Raw genomic sequence first — 18886 nt, forward strand, 5'->3', positions numbered from 1 at the left:
GGGCAATCCCGACGCGCCGGTGTGCGTCGAGCGGCTGGTCGGGTGCACACACCCGCGGGCGTCCGGGGATCGGAGCGGCCGAGGCCCGGAGTATTCTCCGAGGGCGCGCTCCAGCGGCACGCGATGCACCACGGACGCAACGACGCGAAAGGACATCGATGTCCACTCCGACCCAGGTCGACCCCCGGAACGACGACGCAGCCCCCGACGGCGCGCCGACGTTCCCGCCCTCCCCCGACTTCGTCGCCGATGCGGTCGCCCACGAAGACCTGCACGACGCCGCCAGTGCCGACCGCCCGGCGTTCTGGGGCGACCAGGCACGACAGCTGCTCGACTGGCGGACACCGTTCACGCAGACCCTGGACTGGACGAACGCCCCGTTCGCCACGTGGTTCGCCGACGGCACGCTCAACGTCGCCGAGAACTGCCTCGACCGCCACGTCCGGGCCGGCAACGGCGACCGGGTGGCCATCCACTTCGAAGGCGCCCCCGGTGACACGCGACGCATCACCTACGCCGAACTGACGGCCGACGTGCAGCGCGCCGCGAACATGCTCACCGACCTGGGCGTGACGCAGGGCGACCGCGTCGTCGTCTACCTGCCGCTCATCCCCGAGGCCGTCGTCACGATGCTCGCCGTGGCACGGATCGGCGCGGTGCACTCCGTCGTGTTCGGCGGGTTCAGCGCCGAGAGCCTGCGCGCCCGCATCGAGGACGCCGGCGCGAAGCTCGTCGTCACCGCCGACGGCGGTTGGCGCCGCGGCGCCGTCACCCCGCTCAAGCCCGCGGTCGACGAGGCCCTGGCCGGCGAGGGCACCGACAGCGTCGAGCACGTGGTCGTCGTCAAGCGCGGCGGCAACGAGGTCGCCTGGGACGACGACCGCGACCTGTGGTGGCACGACGAGTTCGCCAAGGCCGACCCGCACCACGACGCACAGGCCTTCCCCGCCGAGAACCCGCTGTTCATCCTCTACACGTCAGGCACGACCGGCAAGCCGAAGGGGATCGTGCACACCTCGGGCGGGTACCTCACGCAGGCGACGTACACCCACCGCAACGTGTTCGACATGCACCCCGACAAGGACGTGTACTGGTGCACGGCCGACATCGGCTGGATCACCGGCCACAGCTACGTCGTCTACGGTCCGCTGGCGAACGGCGTCACCCAGGTCCTGTACGAGGGCACTCCGGACGAGCCGAAGCCCGGCCGCTGGTGGGACATCGTCGACGCGTACGGCGTCACGGTCCTGTACACGGCCCCCACCGCGGTCCGCGCCGCGATGAAGGGCGGTCGCCAGGTCCCGGACGCCCGCAGCCTGGACACCCTCCGGCTGCTCGGCAGCGTCGGCGAGCCGATCAACCCCGAGGCCTGGCACTGGTTCCGCCAGGTGATCGGCCATGACCGCACGCCGATCGTCGACACCTGGTGGCAGACCGAGACCGGCGCGATCATGATCTCGGCGCTGCCGGGGGTCACCAAGCTCAAGCCCGGTGCCGCGCAGACCCCGCTGCCCGGGATCGTCGCCGAGATCGTGGACGAGGACGGCAACCGCGCCGACCCGGGCGAGAGCGGCTACCTCACGATCACCGAGCCGTGGCCGTCGATGGCGCGCGGCATCTGGAACGACCCGGACCGCTTCGTCGAGACGTACTGGGACCGGTTCCCCGGCCGCTACTTCGCCGGTGACGGGGCACGGCTGGACGGCCAGGGCGACATATGGGTGCAGGGCCGGGTCGACGACGTCATGAACGTGTCCGGCCACCGGCTCTCGACCGCCGAGATCGAGTCCGCGCTCGTCGGGCACGAGGGTGTCGCCGAGGCGGCGGTCGTGGGCGCTGCGGACGAGACCACCGGTCAGGCCATCGTCGCCTTCGTCATCCTGACGACCGAGGCCGCCGAGGGCGTCGACCGTGACGCCGTCGCCGCGGAGCTGCGCGCCTGGGTCGGGCAGCGCATCGGTGCGATCGCCAAGCCACGACAGGTCGTCATCGTGCCGGAACTGCCGAAGACCCGGTCCGGCAAGATCATGCGCCGGCTGCTCCGCGACGCGGCCGAGGGCCGCAGGATCGGTGACACGACCACCCTGGCCGACCCGACGATCATGGCGACCATCGCCGAACTGATGTAGTCGTGCGGACGCGAGTGGGGCCTCCTGTCCGGATCCGGACGGGAGGCCCCACTTGCGTGTGCAGCGTCGGTCACCGCCGTCAGGCGGTGAGCTCCACCACCAGCTCGACCTCGACCGGCGCGTCCAGCGGCAGCACTGCGACACCCACCGCACTCCGCGCGTGGACCCCCGCGTCACCGAAGACGTCCCCGACGAGCGAGGACGCACCGTTCGCGACGCCGGGCTGGCCGGTGAACGCCGGGTCCGAGGCGACGAACACGGTGACCTTCACGACGCGGGCGACACGGTCGAGCGAGCCGGCGACCGACTGCACGGCGGCCAGCGCGTTGAGCGCCGCCTGTCGCGCCTGGGCGGTGGCGGTCTCGGCGTCCACCGAGGCACCGACCTTGCCGGTCACCGGCAGCGCGCCGTCGACGAACGGCAGCTGGCCGGCCGTGTAGACGTACTGTCCGGTCACGACGGCCGGCACGTAGGCGGCGACGGGGGCCGCGACGGCCGGGATCTCGAGCCCGAGCTCCTGCAGGCGTGCCGCGATGCTCACGCGTCGGCCTTCGGGCGCTTCAGGTAGGCGACGAGTCCACCCTCGGGTCCGGTGACGACCTGGACCAGCTCCCAGCCCTCGTCCCCGTGGGCGTTGAGGATGGCGGCGGTGTTGTGGATCATCAGCGGTGTGGTGAAGTACTCCCAGCGAGTCATGCGGTTCCTTGCCAGCCTTTCAGTCATGGGTGTCGTTTAGGCTGCATCATATGTCTGCCCAGAAGACGTCTGCCTCGCGGACCAAACCAGTCTCTGCAGTCGGCGCCTTCGTCGGTTTCGTCGGTTTCAGCGTGCTGGCCGGCCTGCTGGTCACCATCGGTGTGACCCCGGCGATCGCGGTGGCCGGGGTCACCACGACCTCGACGATCGGCGTGTTCGAGTCGCTGCCGGAGTACATCGAGATCGGTGACCTCCCGCAGCGCAACGAGGTCCTGGCGTACCAGGGCGGACAGTCGGTCCACCTGGCGACGGTCTACGACCAGAACCGGCAGGAACTCAAGTTCGACCAGATCAGCGACCAGCTGAAGAACGCCGCGATCGACGGCGAGGACAAGCGCTTCTACGACCACGGCGGCGTCGACATGACGTCACTGGTGCGCGCCGGTGTCGGTTCGCTCGCCGGTGGGCTCGGCGAGTCCGGCGGTGGTTCGACGCTGACCATGCAGCTGGTCCGCAACATCAAGATGCAGCAGGCCCTCGAGCTCCCCACACAAGAAGAGCGCACGAAGGCCTACAACGACGCGGTCGAGCAGACCATCCCCCGCAAGCTCGAGGAGATGAAGCTCGCGATCGGCCTGGCGAAGAAGTACTCGCACCAGACGATCCTGACCGGGTACCTCAACATCGCCTACTTCGGCGACCAGACCTACGGCGTGCAGGCCGCTGCGCAGCACTACTTCAACAAGAACGCCACGGACCTGACCCCGCAAGAGGCAGCCTCGATCCTGGCCATCGTGCAGTCGCCCAACACGCGCAACCTGTCCGACCCGAAGTACTACGACGCCAACGTCGCCCGCCGCGACGTCATCCTCAAGTCGATGTACGCGCAGAAGCACCTGACGAAGGAGCAGTACGACGCGGCCATCGCCTCGAAGCCGGCCGACTACGTGCACCTGACGGCCCCGAACCAGGGTTGCCAGTCTGCCGCCGGCAACGGGTCCCAGTTCTTCTGCGACTACGCGATCAAGGTCGTCAAGCAGATGTCCCAGCTCGGTGGCACCCAGAAGGAGCGCGATGCAGCGTGGCGGAACGGTGGCTACACCATCCAGACCACGCTCAACCTCGACCTGAACAGCCAGCAGAAGGACCTGCTCAACACCTACGACCCGAACACCGAGGCCCGGTTCCAGCTGGGCGCCACGTTCAACTCGGTCGAGGCCGCGACGGGGCGCATCCTGACGATGGCGCAGAACAAGGACTACGACCAGTCGATCCAGTCACCGTCCACCGCGACGTCACTGAACTTCAGCGCGGACAAGGAGTACGGCGGCTCGTCCGGGTTCCAGACCGGGTCCACGTACAAGCTCTTCACGTTGCTCGACTGGCTCAAGGACGGACACGGCCTGAACGAGACCGTGAACGGCACGCCGCACATCATCAACCGGTGGACCCACTGCGGTTCGCCTGATTACACCGCCTACGGCCCGAAGAACGACTCCGCGGGCGAGAACGGCAACTTCACCGTGGCCCGCGCGACCGCGCTCTCGGTGAACGCGGCCTTCGCGTCCATGGCCGCCAAGCTCGACCTGTGCGACATCAAGCAGACCGCGCAGGACCTCGGCGTGCACTCGGCGGACGAGAAGACCGAACTCAACTCGTACCCGTCGTCGATTCTCGGCACCAACACGATCGCCCCGATGACGATGGCCTCGGCCTACGCGACGATCGCCAACAACGGCACCTACTGCAAGCCCATCGCGATCGACAACGTCACGAACGCCGAGGGAAAGAGCCTGGGCGGACAGCCCAAGGAGTGCAAGCAGGTCCTCGACCCGAGCGTGGCGGCCACCGCGGCGTACGCGCTGCAAGGCACGATCAAGTACGGCACCGCGGTCGGAGCACAGACGGCTGACGGAACCCCGATGTTCGCCAAGACCGGCACCACCGACGACGCCGACCAGATCTGGCTCGTGGGCGGCAGCTCGAAGGTCGCAACGGCCTACTGGCAGGGCAACTGGGACGGCGGCAAGACCAACCTGCGGCACTACTACAGCGGTGCCGGCGGGTCGTACGCCAGCGCCCGTGCCAGCGTGTGGCGTCAGGCCATGACCCCCATCAACCAGTACTTCCCGGGCGAGGCCTTCCCCACGCCGTCGCAGTCCGCCATCCGCGGCAACAGCATCGCGGTGCCGGACCTGGCGGGCAAGACCACCGACGAGGCCCGCTCCTTGATCGCGAACGCCGGGTTCACGTACGTCGACGGCGGCACGCAGCCCGGCGGCGGGACGGCGGGCACGGTCTCGTCCACCTCGCCCGGTTCCGGGTCGCTGCTGTCGAAGGGTTCGACGGTCACCGTGTACACGACCGACGGCTCACAGGCCACGGTGCCCGAGGTGACCGGCAAGTCCGTCGGCGACGCCCGCTCGGCCATCAACGGAGCCGGCTTCGGCAACGTCGCCGTCGCCGGGGACTTCGAGAACGGCGACGGCAAGAACCAGTGCACGGTCGCCAGCATCGACCCGGCAGCTGGCACCGCCACCTCGAAGGACACCGCCGTCACCGTGAAGCTCTACGGGGACAAGGACGGCAAGGCGCCGAAGGGCTGCAAGTGACGCGCACCAGTCGAGCGGCACTCGGGGTCCTGGCCGCGGGTGCCGCCGCCGGTGCTGCTGCCGCCGCGTGGGGAACGCTCGTCGAGCGGCGACGGTTCGGCATCCGGTGGGAGACCGTCCCGGTCCTGCCGCCGGGGTCGCGTGACGTCACGGTCCTGCACCTGTCCGACATCCACATGGCGCCGTGGCAGTCCGACAAGCAGCAGTGGCTGCGCGATCTGAGCCTGGTCGAACCGGACTTCATCGTGAACACCGGCGACAACCTGGGCCACGAGACCGCCAACGCCGCGATCGAGTACGCGCTCGAACCGTTCCGGGGCGTCCCCGGCGCGTTCGTGTACGGCTCGAACGACTTCTACGGCCCGTCGCCCCGCAACCCGCTGCGCTACTTCAGCGGCCCGAGCGCCGTGCACCAGAAGGCGCAGGTCGATCTCGACGTGGAGCGCCAGACGGCGTTCTTCGAGTCGCTCGGGTGGCTCGACCTCAACGACCACGCCCGGGCGATCGAGGTCCGGGGGTCGCGCTTCGAGCTCTTCGGCACCTCGGACGCGCACCGCGACTGGGACCGTCTCGACCTGCTGCCCACCAACGTCGACGAGATGCGCGGCGAGGTCCCCTGGTCCGAGGACGAGGACGGCCCCGCACCGGTGTCGATCGGCGTCACGCACGCGCCCTACCGGCGGGTCCTCGACGCCTTCGTCACCCAGGGCGCGGACATCGTCTTCGCGGGACACACCCACGGCGGCCAGGTCCAGGTGCCCGGCGTCGGCGCACTCGTGACCAACTGCGACCTGCCGCGCGAGTACGTCAGCGGTTTGCACCGGTGGCAGAACAAGACGCACTGGTCGTGGCTCGAGGTGTCGGCCGGGCTCGGCACGTCGATCTACGCCCCCGTGCGGTTCTCCTGCCGCCCGGAAGCCGTCGTCGTCACCCTGACGGCCCGCACGGTCTGACCGGCCGGGCGGTGGTCGAGAACACCCTCGATCATCCGCTAGACTGCTTCAGGTCGCTTCACGCAAGTGGCCAACACACCTCGGGGTGTGGCGCAGCTTGGTAGCGCGCCTCGTTCGGGACGAGGAGGTCGCAGGTTCAAATCCTGTCACCCCGACAGTCGAAGGCCCGGATCCACACGGATCCGGGCCTTCCGCATGTCGTGCTTGTGTCCCGGGACACACCGGCGGGCCCGCACACCGGGCCGTCTCCGCTCCCCCGCTAGCCTGACAGGGCCATGGAGATCGCCGAGCACCTGACGCCCGTCCTGCACCGCATCGCCGCGATGTCACCCGACCTGGGCGACGACCCGGTCCTGGCGGCGAGCCTGGTCGAGAACGTCACGTCGATGCTGGCCGACGCACACCGGCACTACGCCAGCGGGCACGACGCCTCGATCACGAGCGACACGCTGATCGCCGACGAGCACCTGGCGACGGGAGCGCTGCACGCCGAGCGCATGCAGCACCCGGCGGGCGCGATGCTGGCGGCCGAGGTGCTGTTCGACGAGTACCTGCCCGTCTTCGTCGCCGAGGTCGGCGCGACCACCCTCGACGAACTGCTCCGTGCCTCCAGGGCACTGCACGCGGGCATCTGGCGACGGTTCCCTGCCGGGGCCATCGCGTACACCGAAGCACTCCGCCAACGCGTCACGACGGCGAACCTGGACTCGCGAGCGCACATCGCCCGCGACCTGCACGACCGGGTCGCCCACGGGATCCTGGCCGGGCTGCAGCGCATCGACCTCGCCCTGCTCACCGATCCCCCGGCACCGGAGCGCACCGCGCAGCTCGAGGCCGCGGCGGCACAGCTCCGACGGGCACTCGGTGACGTCCAGAACCTGGCCGTCGCGTTGCACGCCCGTGTCGGGGACGACCTGCTCGACGCCGCGCTGGCCCGACACGTCGCCGACCTGTTCCCGGACACCGAGCACGTCACGATCGAGTCCCACGGCACACCGAGCGTCCTGGTGAACTGGCGCGCCGAGGAGTCCCTGACGATCCTGCTCGAGGCGCTGTCGAACTGGTGGAAGCACGCCCGCGACGCCGCCGTCCGCGTGGTGTTCACGTGGACCGACGACACCGTCACGATCACTGTGCAGGACGACGGCCCCGGGTTCGACCAGGCGAAGCGCGTCGGCGGTCGGCTCGGTCAGTCCACGATGCGTGAGCGCGCGGCCCTGGTCGGTGCCACCCTCGACGTCGTGAGCGCCCCCGGTGCTGGCACGACCGTGACGCTCGTCGTGCCGGAGGGCGCGCTGTGAGCCCCGGCATCACCCACGTCGCCATCGTCGACGACCACCGGCTGTTCCGTGAGGGACTGGCGACGATCCTGGCCTCGGTGCCGACGATCCGCGTGGTCGCCCACGGCGAACGGCCGTCCGACGTGCTGGACGGCCCCGAGGCGGCCGCCGTCGACGTGCTGCTGCTCGACGTCGAACTCGACGGGCCGCCCGCACGCACCACCATCGCGACCGTGCGGCGGAACCACCCGGGCATCGCCGTCGTGGTCCTGACCATGCACCGGGACGCCGTGCTGCGCCGGGCACTGCTCGACGCGGGGGCGGTCGACTTCGTGACCAAGGACACCCCGAGCCGCGAACTCGTCGAGCGCATCGTCCGCGCCGGCACCGAGCCGGGCGCACCCGTGACGTTCCCGGTCGACGTCGTCACCGACGCCCGCGCGGGGTCACCGCTCAGCGACCGCGAGGTCGAGGTCCTGCAGCGCATCGCCAACGCACGCTCGAACGCCGAGATCGCCGCGGACCTGGGACTCGCCGTCGGGACGGTCAAGCGCCACGTCTACAACCTGTTCCGGAAGCTCGACGTGACCAGCAGGGTCGGAGCCGTGGCGACGGCCACGCGACTCGGTCTGCTGCGCTGAGCCGGGCCTCCTGGCCGTCCGACGCGCAGTCGAGGGAGCAGCTGTCGTGGGTGCCACCCGGCGACCCGACGATTGCTGCTCCCTCGACGGAGAGTGGAGCGCAGCGCGGAGCACGCAGCAGCGCGTCAGGCCGCGACGGCGGCGCGGACCAGGCGGCTCTCGCGGTGCAGCGCGGCGACGACGTCGAGCGCCTGGTGCCGGTACCGCGCCTGCGCCGCGCCCGGGGCGACGATCACACCGTTCGCACCCGTCGACTCGACCAGCGCGTTGATCTTGTCCGCCACCTGCTCGGCCGAGCCGTAGGCCTGACGCTCCGTGCGCGCGGCGATGAACCGGCGCTCCAGGTCGCTGAACTCGTAGGCGCGGGCCTCGTCCATCGAGACCGGCTCTGGCTTCACACCCTGCCGCATCCGGATGAACGAGATCATGCCCGGGGCACTCTGCTCGTCGATGACACGGGGGTCCTCGTCGGTGACGACCTGCACGCCGATCAGGGCGTTCGGCTCGGACCGGAAGCGCGACGGACGGAACGCATCGCGGTACAGGGCCAGTGCGGCCTCGGTGTTGTCCGACGCGAAGTGGTGTGCGAACGCGAACGAGATGCCGAGGGCACCGGCGACCTGCGCGCTGTACCCGGACGACCCGAGCAGCCAGAACTCCGGCACGTCGCCGTAGCCGGGCACAGCGCGGATCCGCGACAGCGGGTTGTCGGCGTCCATGCCGGTGAAGAAGCCGATCAGGTCGGCCAGGCGCTGGGGGAAGTCGTCGACGTCGAGCCGGTCGGTGCGGCGGAGCGCCATCGCGGTCGCGCCGTCGGTTCCCGGCGCGCGGCCGAGCCCCAGGTCGACGCGGTCGCCGTACAGCGCGCGCAGGGTGCCGAACTGCTCGGCGACGACGAGCGGGGCGTGGTTCGGCAGCATCACGCCACCCGACCCGATGCGGATGGTGCTGGTGGCGGCGCCCACCGCGCTGAGCAGCACCGCGGGGGCCGACGAGGTGATGCCGGGCATGCCGTGGTGCTCGGCGACCCAGAACCGTTCGTACCCGAGTTGCTCGGCGTGCACGGCCATGTCGATGGAGCCCTGCAGGGCCTCGGTGTTGCTCTGGCCGTACTCACGGGTGGCCAGGTCGAGGACCGACAGGTGCAGGGGGGCGTCGCTCATGTCGGTCACAACGCGGGTCACCGCGGGCGCATTCCGCCGGACGGGAGGCCCGGTGCACGGTGGTGCCCCGCCGGCCGTCCGGCAGGTGGCCGGGTCACGACGCGACGGCCGGGTCCGTCAGCCCAGGTCGCCGTCGAGTCGTCCGCCCGACTCGGTCAGGTAGCAGTTCGCACACAGCGACTCGTACTCGACGTCGACGCCGTCGATCGCCACCTGGGAGCCGTCGAACACGAACCGGCCGTCGACCTTGCGCGCGTTGAAGACCGCCTTGCGACCACACCGGCAGATCGTCTTGAGTTCTTCGAGCGAGTGCGCGAGCTCGAGCAGGCGTCGGCTGCCGGGGAATGCCTCGGTCCGGAAGTCGGTGCGGATGCCGTACGCGATCACCGGGATCTGGTCGATGACCGCGATCCGCAGCAGGTCGTCCACCTGCCGTGGGCTGAGGAACTGCGCCTCGTCGACGAGCACGCAGCTGACCGGCCGGACCATGCCGTCGAGCCGCGGCGCCCGCGGGTCGACCGCGCCGGCCTGGGCCACGGCGTGCCGGACGTCGGCGTCGGCAGCCAGCACGATGTCGACCTGCCGGGTGACGCCGAGCCGCGACACGATCTCGCGGTCGCCCTTGGTGTCGACCGACGGCTTCGCCAGCAGGACGCGGTGGCCGCGTTCCTCGTAGTTGTAGGCGGCCTGCACCAGTCCGGTGCTCTTGCCGCTGTTCATCGCGCCGTACCGGAAGTAGAGCTTCGCCACTACGCCAGGAAGCCGTCCTCCGCCGCGCGACGGATCAGGTCGGACTTCTTCGACGCCGGACGGCCGACCTTGGCGTACTTCTCGCGGACGCGCCGCAGGTAGGTCTTGGCGGTCTCGTACTGCACGTTCATCTGGCTGGCGACCTCGTTCGTCGAGTAGCCGGACACGTACAGGCGCAGCGCTTCTTCTTCGCCGTGACTGAGCTTCGGGCGCTGGTGCGCGGCGGCACCGGTGGGCAGCGGACGCCACTCGCGCTGCGGCGGGGTCTCACGTGCGACGCCCATGACGTCGCGTGCCACGTCCATGACCTCGCGCATCGGCAGGGACTTGGACAGGAACGCCGCCGCACCGGCCGCCAGGGCGCGGTCGCGGGACTCGCGGGTGTCAACGCTGGACAGCACGATGACCTTCGCACCGGCGGCACGACAGGTGCGCACACGGGCTTCGATCGAGACGGGTTCCTTGAGCTGGAAGTCGAGGAACACCAGGTCGGTCGGGAAGCTGTCGCTGTGCACCATCTCGAGCCAGGTGTGCGCGGTCAGGGCCAGGTCGAAGTCGAACGCGTTGACGGCGATCCAGCTCGACAGACTGTCCAGCAGCACCTCGTGGTCGTCGAGGATGGCCAGACGGACCCGGCGGGAGCCCGGGTTCGGCAGGGCAGGGGTGCCTTCCGTCAGCCTGTTCGGGTCAGTGCTGGTCATAGGAGAACCTTAATGCGAGGGACGAGGGACGGACGGCGACGTCGAGGTCGGGGAACGTGACGCGCAGGACGGCGAAGTAGGGGTCGAACGTGCGGTGGATGCCGACGTCGGAGTCGTCCACCCCGACGTCGAGCGCGACGGACACACGGTCGGTCGACGGGCTGCCGTCGGCGGCGGTCCCGGGTCGGACCGTCGCGCGGAAGGCCGCGGGGTCGACGGTCGGAGCGCCGAGCACGGCCCGGACCACCGTGCGGACGACGGTGCGCTGGTCGGTGTCGAGCGTGGCGATCAGCCCGTCGGGGTCGTCGACCACCGCGGCAGCCCCACCGTCGGCGCGGACGGCCTGCTCGAACCACGTGCGGTCCGCATCGGCGACCATGGCGCGACGGATGCCGTCGGCGATCGACCGGGCCCGATTGCGATCGGCGTCGGTGATGGTCTCGCGGGTGCGCAGCTCGGCGAAGAACGGCCCGACGTCCCGCGCCAGGATCGTCGACCGGTCTGCCTCGACGCTGGCGGCGATGCCGTCGCGCTCTGCCCGCTCGACCGAGTACGACCCCGCCCGGATCTGGACCCGCTCGGCCAGGCCGCTGAACGTCCACGCGAAGACCCCCGCCGCCACCGTGAGCACGAGGGTCGGCGCGGCCGCCAGGAACGCGGCAACGGACACCGGGACCCCGTGCGGGAAGACCGACGCTGCGGTCCCCCAGGCCAGCGCATCGACGACGGCCAGCACGACACCACCGACGACCAGGTCGACCCAGGGACGGTAGGGCGCGGCCATCACGATGCCGGTCGCCGTGAGCAACGCCATGAAGTCGTTCAACGCGTTGCGGTCCGGCCCCCACTGCGCGGCGACGCTGGAGACCGCTGCCGCGGCGAGCAGCCCGACGTGCAGGACGAACGCCCATCGCGGGAACGGGGCCCGGAACGGACTCGACGCCACCAGGACCACCGCTGCCGACGCGGCGAGCAGCAGGACCGCCATCGCGCTGAGGGTGGGACTGCCGACGACGTCACGGTCGAAGACCGAGGTGACGATCCCCCACAGCACCCCGGCGGCCCCCAGGACGACGGCGAGCGGCCGTGCGCCCATCGCGCCGAGCGGGTCGTACTGCTGCGCGGTCCGTCCCGCCGGTGGACGCACGATGCCGTGCGGCGGACGCCGGGCACCGTCGCGGCGACGTCGTCCGGACGGCACCGCAGCCCTGGCGGTCACGAAGCCACTCCGTCGGCGACCTGGACGACGCCGGTCCGCGCGCCGAAGGGCACCGTCATCATGACGCTCGTACCGGTGCCCGGGGACGACCAGACCTGCACGTCACCGCCGACCCGACCGATGCGTTCGCGGACCGAGTTGCGGAGCCCCATGCGGTCCGCACCCGTCTGCTGCTCGTCGAAGCCGCGTCCGTCGTCGACGACCATCACGGTGCACGCGACGCCGTCGTCGAACACGCTGACCTCGGCCGAGTCGGTGCCCGCGTGCTTGCGGACGTTGGCCAGACACTGCCCGACCGCGCGCACCAGTGCCGTGACCGTGCCGGGTTCGAGTCGGTCCATCGCTGCGGGGTCACCGGTCATCAGGACCTCGAGCCCCTCGGCGCGCTCCTGGTCGAGCATGTGTTCGAAGGCGTCGACCGCCGCACCGGCATCGGTCTCCGGTGCCGGCGCCAACCACTCGGACCCCGTGAGCATGGCGACGTCCGACTCGACCATCCGGGCGAGCTGGGCGTCCATCGGCCCGTCCGCAGCCAGGGTGATCGCCCCGAGGTGGTTGAGCACGGTGTCGTGCAGGACGGCGGACGCCTCGAGTTCGACGCCCGCACGGTACGCCGAGGCGTGTTCTTCGCGCGCGGACCGCAGGAGCTCGGGTTGCACGCGCTGGGACCGGCGCGTCGTCCGGCCGGCGACCAGCACGATGGCCACCACGAACGCCAGGGTGAACCAGGCGAGCACGAGGGGGTGCTCCGGACCACCGGTCTGCAGCGTGGCGAGGGACGTCGCCACCCGCCCGACCAGCAGCCCGCCGACCGACCACAGCACGACGCGACCGGGCACCGCGCCCGCGCCGCCGACCAGCACGAGGGGCACGACGACGAGCGAGAGCAGGTACGAGGCGACCCACGGCACCGGGACCTCGTGCAGGACGACGACCGAGAACCACCAGGCGCAGACACCGCCGACGGCGAGGAACGCGACCGCGGATCGCCGGGTGCTGAACTGCACGTGGACGGCGGTCATCGCGAGCATGGGCAGCAGGGCCACCACGGCGGGCACGACCCCGACGCGGGGGTCGTCGATCCGGAACAGCACGAGGGTGATCGCCGCCGCGACGAGCGACCCGATCGCGGCGGCGTGGAAGGCACGGACCGTGGACCACGCGTTGACTCGCGGTGCGAGGTGCGTGGGGATGCCGAGCACGGTGCGTCGTCCTTCCGGGAGCCAGGGAGCGCCGCCCACGATCCAACCACCATCGAGGCGACCGTGTACCCCGGATCGGGTACCGGGAGACGACTGCCTCGATGATACCGGCCCCCACTGACCCCCGGTGTCCCCCGAACGCGCTCCTCGGCCACCGCACGGCCGCGGATGCCGGCGCCCGTCAGAACAGGGTCGGACCACCGTTCGAGATGCCGGTGGTCCGCACACCGACGGGGACGAGCGCGCGCGTGCGGACGTCGCGTGCGTCGCTCCGGTGCCCGTCGTGGCGGTGCCGGTCGTCCCACGTGCGGTCGGCGCGCTTGAGCGGTGAGATGCCGGCGGCGCGATCGCTGCCGGGACCGTCGGCCGGGTGACCGGGCAGCCCGCTCGCCGCACCCGCCTGCGCACCCGCATCCGTCTGCGCACCCACCGGGTCCGAGAACCCCATCGAGCCCGTGGCCGGGTCGACGTGCCCGACGCCGACGCCGTGCACACGGAGGATCGGTCGGATGCGCTCCCCGAGCCATCGGCGGTAGTCCTTCGGGGCGTGGGTGTTGTCCAGGTACATCGCGCGGTACCGGGGCACCAGGTCCGGGTGCGTGCGCGAGAGCCACTCGAGGTACCAGGGCTTGACCCCGGGCTTGAGGTGCAGGGCGGAGTACATCACGCTCGACGCACCCGCCGCTGCGGCGCGACCGATCGCGTCGTCCAGGTGCGCCACCGTGTCGGTGATGTACGGCAGGACCGGCATCAGGAACACCGAGCACGACAGCCCGGCGTCACGGACGGCCCGCACCGTGGCCAGCCGAGCGGCCGTGCTGGGTGTCCCGGGTTCGACCGACTGCTGCAGGTCGTCGTCGTACACCGCGATCGACATCGCCAGGTCGACGGGCACCGTGCGGGCGGCTTCGACCAGCGCGGGGATGTCCCGCCGCAGCAGCGTGCCCTTGGTGAGGATGCTGAACGGCGTGCCCGAGTCGGCCAGGGCCGCGATGATGCCGGGCATCAGCCGGTACTTGCCCTCGGCCCGCTGGTACGGGTCGGTGTTCGTGCCGAGGGCGACCGGGTGGCGGTCCCACGTGGGCTTGGCCAGCTCGCGCCGCAGGACGTCGGCGACGTTGGTCTTCACGACGATCTGCTGGTCGAAGTCCGCACCGCCGTCGAACTCGAGGTAGGTGTGGGTCGGCCGGGCGAAGCAGTACACGCAGGCGTGCGAGCAGCCGCGGTAGGGGTTGATCGTCATCCCCCAGGTCCCGCCCTGGATCGCACCGACGCGGTTGAGCGCCGACTTCGCCAGGACTTCGTGGAAGGTGACACCCGCGAACTCCGGCGTCGTCACGCTGCGGACGAACCCGCTGTTCGACTCGAGCCCCGGCAGCATGTCACTGCGTGTGGCATCGATCGCCTGTCCGTCCCATCGCATGCACTCATTCGAACACACGTTCGAATGCGACGCAAGCCTGGACGGGTCAGTGGTGCAGTCCGAGGACCTTCGCGGTGTGGGTCAGGGTCTCGTCCGCCAGCGCCGGGTCCTCGCCGAGGTCCTTGCCGTAGGTCGGCACCATGACGCGGACGGCGTCTTCCCACCGGTCCCACCGGTCCGGGAAGCACTTGCGCAGCAGCCCGAGCATGATCGGCACGGCGGTCGACGCACCCGGCGATGCCCCCAGCAGGCCCGAGATCGAGCCGTCGGCGCTGGTGATGACCTCGGTGCCGAACTGCAGGACGCCGCCCTTGTCCTTGTCGGGCTTGATGACCTGCACGCGCTGTCCGGCGATGATCTTGTGCCAGTTCTCGGGTTCGGCGGCCGGCATGAACTCGCGCAGCGCCTCGAACTTGGTCTGCTTCGACGCCAGCAGCTGCCCGATCAGGTACCGGAGCAGGTCGAAGTTCGAGAACGCGACACTGAGCATCGGGCGGAGGTTGTGCGGCCGGATCGAGCGGACCAGGTCGAACAGCGAACCCTGCTTCAGGAACTTCGGGCTGAACCCGGCGTACGGGCCGAACATCAGCGAGGACGAGCCGTCGACGATGCGGGTGTCGAGGTGCGGGACCGACATCGGCGGAGCGCCGACACTGGCCTTGCCGTAGACCTTGGCCGCGTGCTTCTGCACGACCTCGGGGTCGTCGGTGCGCAGGAACTCGCCCGACACCGGGAAGCCGCCGTAGCCGCGGATCTCGGGGATGCCGGACTTCTGCAGCAGGTGCAGGGCCCCGCCGCCGGCGCCGACGAAGACGAACTTGGCGGCGATGGACTGGGTGGAGCGGCCGACCTCGTTGCGGACGTCCAGCGCCCACCCGTCGAACACCTTGCCGCGGCGGATGCCCCGGACCTGGTGGTTCGGCTCGAACTCGACCCCGTCGACCTCGAGCTGGTCGAACAGCTGCCGTGTGAGCGACCCGAAGTCGACGTCCGATCCAGCAGCCGAGTACGTGGCAGCGATGGGCTGGTCCTTCTTGCGCCCCGGGATGAGCGCGGGTGCCCACTTGCGGATCTGTTCGGCGTCGTCGCTGAACTCGAGCCCGGCGAACAGCGGGTGGTCCTTCATCGCCAGGTACCGCTTGCGCATGTACTCGACGTTGTCGGCACCCCACACGAACGAGATGTGCGGTGTCGGGTTGATGAAGCTGGACGGGTCGGGCAGCGTGCCGTTCTCGACCAGGAACGACCAGAACTGGCGCGACACCTGGAACTGCTCGTTGACGGTGACGGCCTTCGCGATCTCGACGCGACCGTCGGGCAGTTCGGGCGTGTAGTTCAGCTCGCACAGCGCCGAGTGCCCCGTACCCGCGTTGTTCCACGGGTTCGAGCTCTCTTGCGCGACACCGCCCAGGCGTTCGTACACGCGGATCTTCCAGCTCGGCTCGAGCCGGTGGATGAGCGCACCGAGCGTGGCGCTCATGATCCCTCCGCCGATGAGGACGACGTCGATCGGTTCCACCTGCTTCACTGCCACCACACGATCCTACAAGCGTGCGCCGACAGGGTGAACAGCAGACGGACACACTGGAGGCCCGGTGCCAGCTGGCACCGGGCCTCCGGTCAGGACGTCCCTACGCCGCGACCGCGCGGCGCGCGACGACCACTTCGGCGATCTGGACGGCGTTGAGCGCCGCCCCCTTGCGCAGGTTGTCGTTGCTGACGAACAGCACCAGGCCGTGTCCCTCGGGCGCGGACCGGTCGGCGCGGATGCGGCCGACGAACGTTGGGTCGGATCCCGCTGCCTGCAGCGGCGTGGGCACCTCGGACAGCTCGACGCCGGGGGCGTCCGCCAGGATCTCGGTCGCACGCTCGGGCGTCAGGGTCCGGTCGAACTCCGCGTGCACCGAGATCGAGTGCCCCGTGAACACCGGCACCCGCACGCAGGTGCCCGCGACGAGCAGGTCGGGCAGTTCGAGGATCTTGCGGCTCTCGTTGCGGAGCTTCTGTTCTTCGTCGGTCTCGCCCCAGCCGTCGTCGACGATGCTGCCCGCCAACGGGACGACGTCGAACGCGATCGGCCGGACGTACTTGACCGGGTCGGGGAACGTCACCGCGGAGCCGTCGTGGGTCAGGCCCGCGGTGTCCTGCTCGAGTGCCGCACGCGCCTGACCGAGCAGTTCCTCGACCCCGGCGAGCCCGGAACCGGACACGGCCTGGTAGGTCGTTGCGACCAGGCGGCGGAGACCGGCTTCGGCATCGAGGACCTTCAGGACCGGCATGATCGCCATGGTGGTGCAGTTCGGGTTGGCGATGATGCCCTTGCCGGCGGCGTCGATGGCGTGCGGGTTCACCTCGCTGACGACGAGCGGCACCTCGGGGTCGAGCCGCCACGCGCTCGAGTTGTCGATGACCAGGGCGCCGGCTGCCGCGAACTTCGGTGCGAGCGAGCGGGATGCGGTGGCTCCGGCGGAGAACAGCGCGATGTCGATGCCCGACGGGTCGGCGGTCTCGGAGTCCTCGACCACGATCTGCTCGCCGCGGAACGGCAGCGTCGTGCCGGCGGACCGGGCGCTCGCGAAGAAGCGCACGGTGGTGGCGGGGAAGGCGCGCTCCTCGAGCAGGCGGCGCATGACGGCGCCGACCTGGCCGGTCGCGCCGACGACGGCGATGGTGAGGTCAGACACGGTGGGGGCTCCTGCGGTGGTGGGTCGGCGGCCGGTGGTTGGTCAGCGGCCGGTGCCGGCGTAGACGACGGCTTCGTTGTCGGCGTCGAGGCCGAACGCCTCGTGCACCACGCGCATCGCCTCGTTGAGGGTGTCGGCACGGGTGACGACCGAGATCCGGATCTCCGACGTGGAGATCATCTCGATGTTGATCGACGCCTGGTGCAGCGCCCGGAACAGCTCGGCGGAGACCCCGGCGTTGGTGCGCATGCCGGCGCCGACCAGGGCGAGCTTGCCGATCTGGTCGTCGTACTGGATCCCCTCGAAGCCGATGTCGCTCTTCGCGACCCCGAGCGCGGTCAGGACGTTCTGGCCCTGGTCCTTCGGCAGGGTGAACGAGATGTCGGTCCGGCCGTTCGACGCTGACACGTTCTGCACGATCATGTCGATGTTCGCGCCGGCACGGGCCACGATCGTGAAGATCTCGGCGGCCTTGCCCGGCTGGTCGGGGACCCCGACGACGGTGATCTTGCCCTCGGAGAGGTCGCCGGCGATCCCGGTGATGATCGGTTCTTCCACGGTTTCCCCCTTCGCGGGGTTGTAGACGATGGTGCCCTCGGCGTTGCTGAACGACGAGCGGACATGGAGGGTGACGCCGTGCCGTCGGGCGTACTCGACGGCACGGATGTACAGGACCTTGGCGCCGGACGCCGCGAGCTCGAGCATCTCCTCGCTCGTGATCCGGTCGATCTTGTGGGCCTTGGGGACGACGCGCGGGTCGGCCGAGAAGATGCCGTCGACGTCCGTGTAGATCTCGCAGATGTCGGCGTCGAGCGCTGCGGCGAGTGCCACCGCAGTGGTGTCCGAGCCGCCCCGACCGAGCGTGGTGATCTCGCCGGTCGTGCGGTTGAAGCCCTGGAAGCCGGCGACGATCGCGACCTGGCCGGCGTCGAGGGCCTCGCGCACACGCTTCGGGGTGACGTCGACGATGCGTGCCTTGCCGTGCTGGGCATCGGTGAGCATGCCCGCCTGGCTGCCCGTGTACGACGAGGCTTCGACCCCGAGGCTCTTGATCGCCATCGCCAGCAGCGCCATCGAGATGCGCTCCCCCGCGGTCAGCAGCATGTCGAGTTCGCGGCCGGCGGGGATCGGCGTGACCGAGTGCGCCAGGTCGACGAGTTCGTCGGTGGTGTCGCCCATCGCGGACACCGCCACGACGACGTCGTTGCCGGCCTTCTTGGTCTCGACGATCCGTTTGGCCACGCGCTTGATGCTCTCGGCGTCCGCAACGGACGATCCACCGAACTTCTGCACGATCAAGGCCACGGGCGGGTACTCCTGGGACGAGGTTCCGCGACGGTGCGCGGCTTCGACAATCGTAGACGGTGTTTCGTGGATGTTGCGTCCGGGTGGCCGTCCACGCAAGGATCCTGCGCGGACGCCCGGGCCGTCGG

At 70.4% G+C, this 18886-nt stretch carries 16 protein-coding genes and 1 tRNA gene; 6 read left to right on the forward strand and 11 right to left on the reverse strand.

Annotation, left to right across the window (positions count from 1 at the left end; translation table 11 throughout):
• The first annotated feature begins 158 nt into the window (after window positions 1-158).
• Window positions 159-2129: an acetate--CoA ligase gene (gene acs / locus MT346_RS04595; RefSeq protein WP_243561649.1), complete on the forward strand. Its 1971-nt coding sequence runs from the start codon at window positions 159-161 to the stop codon at window positions 2127-2129.
• A 79-nt stretch (window positions 2130-2208) separates the two neighbouring features.
• Here the strand turns inward: acs and MT346_RS04600 are convergent, their stop codons facing one another.
• Window positions 2209-2670 (reverse strand): RidA family protein, encoded by a 462-nt coding sequence (locus MT346_RS04600; protein ID WP_243561650.1) that lies wholly within the window; start codon window positions 2668-2670, stop codon window positions 2209-2211.
• Entirely contained in the window at window positions 2667-2825 is a 159-nt protein-coding gene (locus tag MT346_RS04605; RefSeq protein WP_111227112.1) for a DUF4177 domain-containing protein, read from the reverse strand. The genes MT346_RS04600 and MT346_RS04605 overlap by 4 nt, the downstream gene beginning before the upstream one ends.
• Before the next feature lie 50 nt (window positions 2826-2875).
• Between MT346_RS04605 and MT346_RS04610 the strand changes: the two genes are divergently transcribed.
• The 5 genes from MT346_RS04610 to MT346_RS04630 all read left to right on the forward strand — a co-directional run bounded on the left by MT346_RS04610 (window position 2876) and on the right by MT346_RS04630 (window position 8311).
• Complete coding sequence (locus MT346_RS04610) at window positions 2876-5437, forward strand: transglycosylase domain-containing protein (protein WP_243561651.1); 2562 nt, start codon at window positions 2876-2878, stop codon at window positions 5435-5437.
• Window positions 5434-6390: a metallophosphoesterase gene (locus MT346_RS04615; RefSeq protein WP_243561652.1), complete on the forward strand. Its 957-nt coding sequence runs from the start codon at window positions 5434-5436 to the stop codon at window positions 6388-6390. Before MT346_RS04610 ends, MT346_RS04615 begins: the two co-directional genes overlap by 4 nt.
• 81 nt (window positions 6391-6471) lie before the next feature.
• A tRNA-Pro gene (locus tag MT346_RS04620) sits at window positions 6472-6545 on the forward strand.
• A 120-nt stretch (window positions 6546-6665) separates the two neighbouring features.
• Entirely contained in the window at window positions 6666-7691 is a 1026-nt protein-coding gene (locus MT346_RS04625) for a sensor histidine kinase (protein WP_243561653.1), read from the forward strand.
• Window positions 7688-8311, forward strand: coding sequence for a response regulator transcription factor (locus MT346_RS04630; RefSeq protein WP_243561654.1), 624 nt, complete (start codon window positions 7688-7690; stop codon window positions 8309-8311). Before MT346_RS04625 ends, MT346_RS04630 begins: the two co-directional genes overlap by 4 nt.
• A gap of 125 nt (window positions 8312-8436) precedes the next feature.
• Here MT346_RS04630 and MT346_RS04635 read toward each other — a convergent pair whose 3' ends face one another.
• The 9 genes from MT346_RS04635 to MT346_RS04675 form a co-directional block, all read right to left on the reverse strand.
• The gene (locus MT346_RS04635; protein ID WP_243561655.1) at window positions 8437-9474 is read right to left on the reverse strand and encodes an LLM class flavin-dependent oxidoreductase; all 1038 of its coding nucleotides are present in this window, start codon (window positions 9472-9474) and stop codon (window positions 8437-8439) included.
• A 117-nt stretch (window positions 9475-9591) separates the two neighbouring features.
• Entirely contained in the window at window positions 9592-10224 is a 633-nt protein-coding gene (locus MT346_RS04640) for a thymidine kinase (protein ID WP_243561656.1), read from the reverse strand.
• Window positions 10224-10925, reverse strand: a complete 702-nt coding sequence (locus tag MT346_RS04645) for a response regulator (protein WP_235515382.1) — start codon at window positions 10923-10925, stop codon at window positions 10224-10226. Before MT346_RS04645 ends, MT346_RS04640 begins: the two co-directional genes overlap by 1 nt.
• On the reverse strand, window positions 10912-12144 hold the full coding sequence (locus MT346_RS04650; RefSeq protein WP_243561657.1) for a hypothetical protein: 1233 nt from the start codon (window positions 12142-12144) through the stop codon (window positions 10912-10914). The genes MT346_RS04645 and MT346_RS04650 overlap by 14 nt, the downstream gene beginning before the upstream one ends.
• Window positions 12141-13346, reverse strand: coding sequence for a sensor histidine kinase (locus MT346_RS04655; RefSeq protein ID WP_243561658.1), 1206 nt, complete (start codon window positions 13344-13346; stop codon window positions 12141-12143). Before MT346_RS04655 ends, MT346_RS04650 begins: the two co-directional genes overlap by 4 nt.
• Before the next feature lie 181 nt (window positions 13347-13527).
• Complete coding sequence (locus MT346_RS04660) at window positions 13528-14769, reverse strand: Rv2578c family radical SAM protein (protein ID WP_243561659.1); 1242 nt, start codon at window positions 14767-14769, stop codon at window positions 13528-13530.
• Window positions 14770-14815: 46 nt separating this feature from the next.
• Window positions 14816-16303, reverse strand: a complete 1488-nt coding sequence (locus MT346_RS04665; protein WP_308221873.1) for a malate:quinone oxidoreductase — start codon at window positions 16301-16303, stop codon at window positions 14816-14818.
• A 97-nt stretch (window positions 16304-16400) separates the two neighbouring features.
• Entirely contained in the window at window positions 16401-17453 is a 1053-nt protein-coding gene (locus MT346_RS04670) for an aspartate-semialdehyde dehydrogenase (protein WP_308221874.1), read from the reverse strand.
• A 42-nt stretch (window positions 17454-17495) separates the two neighbouring features.
• Complete coding sequence (locus tag MT346_RS04675; RefSeq protein WP_243561660.1) at window positions 17496-18758, reverse strand: aspartate kinase; 1263 nt, start codon at window positions 18756-18758, stop codon at window positions 17496-17498.
• Window positions 18759-18886 lie beyond the last annotated feature (128 nt).

Source organism: Curtobacterium sp. VKM Ac-2922 (genome assembly GCF_022815645.1).
GTDB lineage: Bacteria > Actinomycetota > Actinomycetes > Actinomycetales > Microbacteriaceae > Curtobacterium.

Excerpts from the sequence above, each read along its gene's own strand:
- acs (WP_243561649.1), top strand. The coding sequence starts at position 159 with ATGTCCACTCCGACCCAGGTCGACCCCCGGAACGACGACGCAGCCCCC.
- MT346_RS04605 (WP_111227112.1), bottom strand. The coding sequence starts at position 2,825 with ATGACTCGCTGGGAGTACTTCACCACACCGCTGATGATCCACAACACC.
- MT346_RS04610 (WP_243561651.1), top strand. The coding sequence starts at position 2,876 with ATGTCTGCCCAGAAGACGTCTGCCTCGCGGACCAAACCAGTCTCTGCA.
- MT346_RS04625 (WP_243561653.1), top strand. The coding sequence starts at position 6,666 with ATGGAGATCGCCGAGCACCTGACGCCCGTCCTGCACCGCATCGCCGCG.
- MT346_RS04635 (WP_243561655.1), bottom strand. The coding sequence starts at position 9,474 with ATGAGCGACGCCCCCCTGCACCTGTCGGTCCTCGACCTGGCCACCCGT.
- MT346_RS04645 (WP_235515382.1), bottom strand. The coding sequence starts at position 10,925 with ATGACCAGCACTGACCCGAACAGGCTGACGGAAGGCACCCCTGCCCTG.
- MT346_RS04660 (WP_243561659.1), bottom strand. The coding sequence starts at position 14,769 with ATGCGATGGGACGGACAGGCGATCGATGCCACACGCAGTGACATGCTG.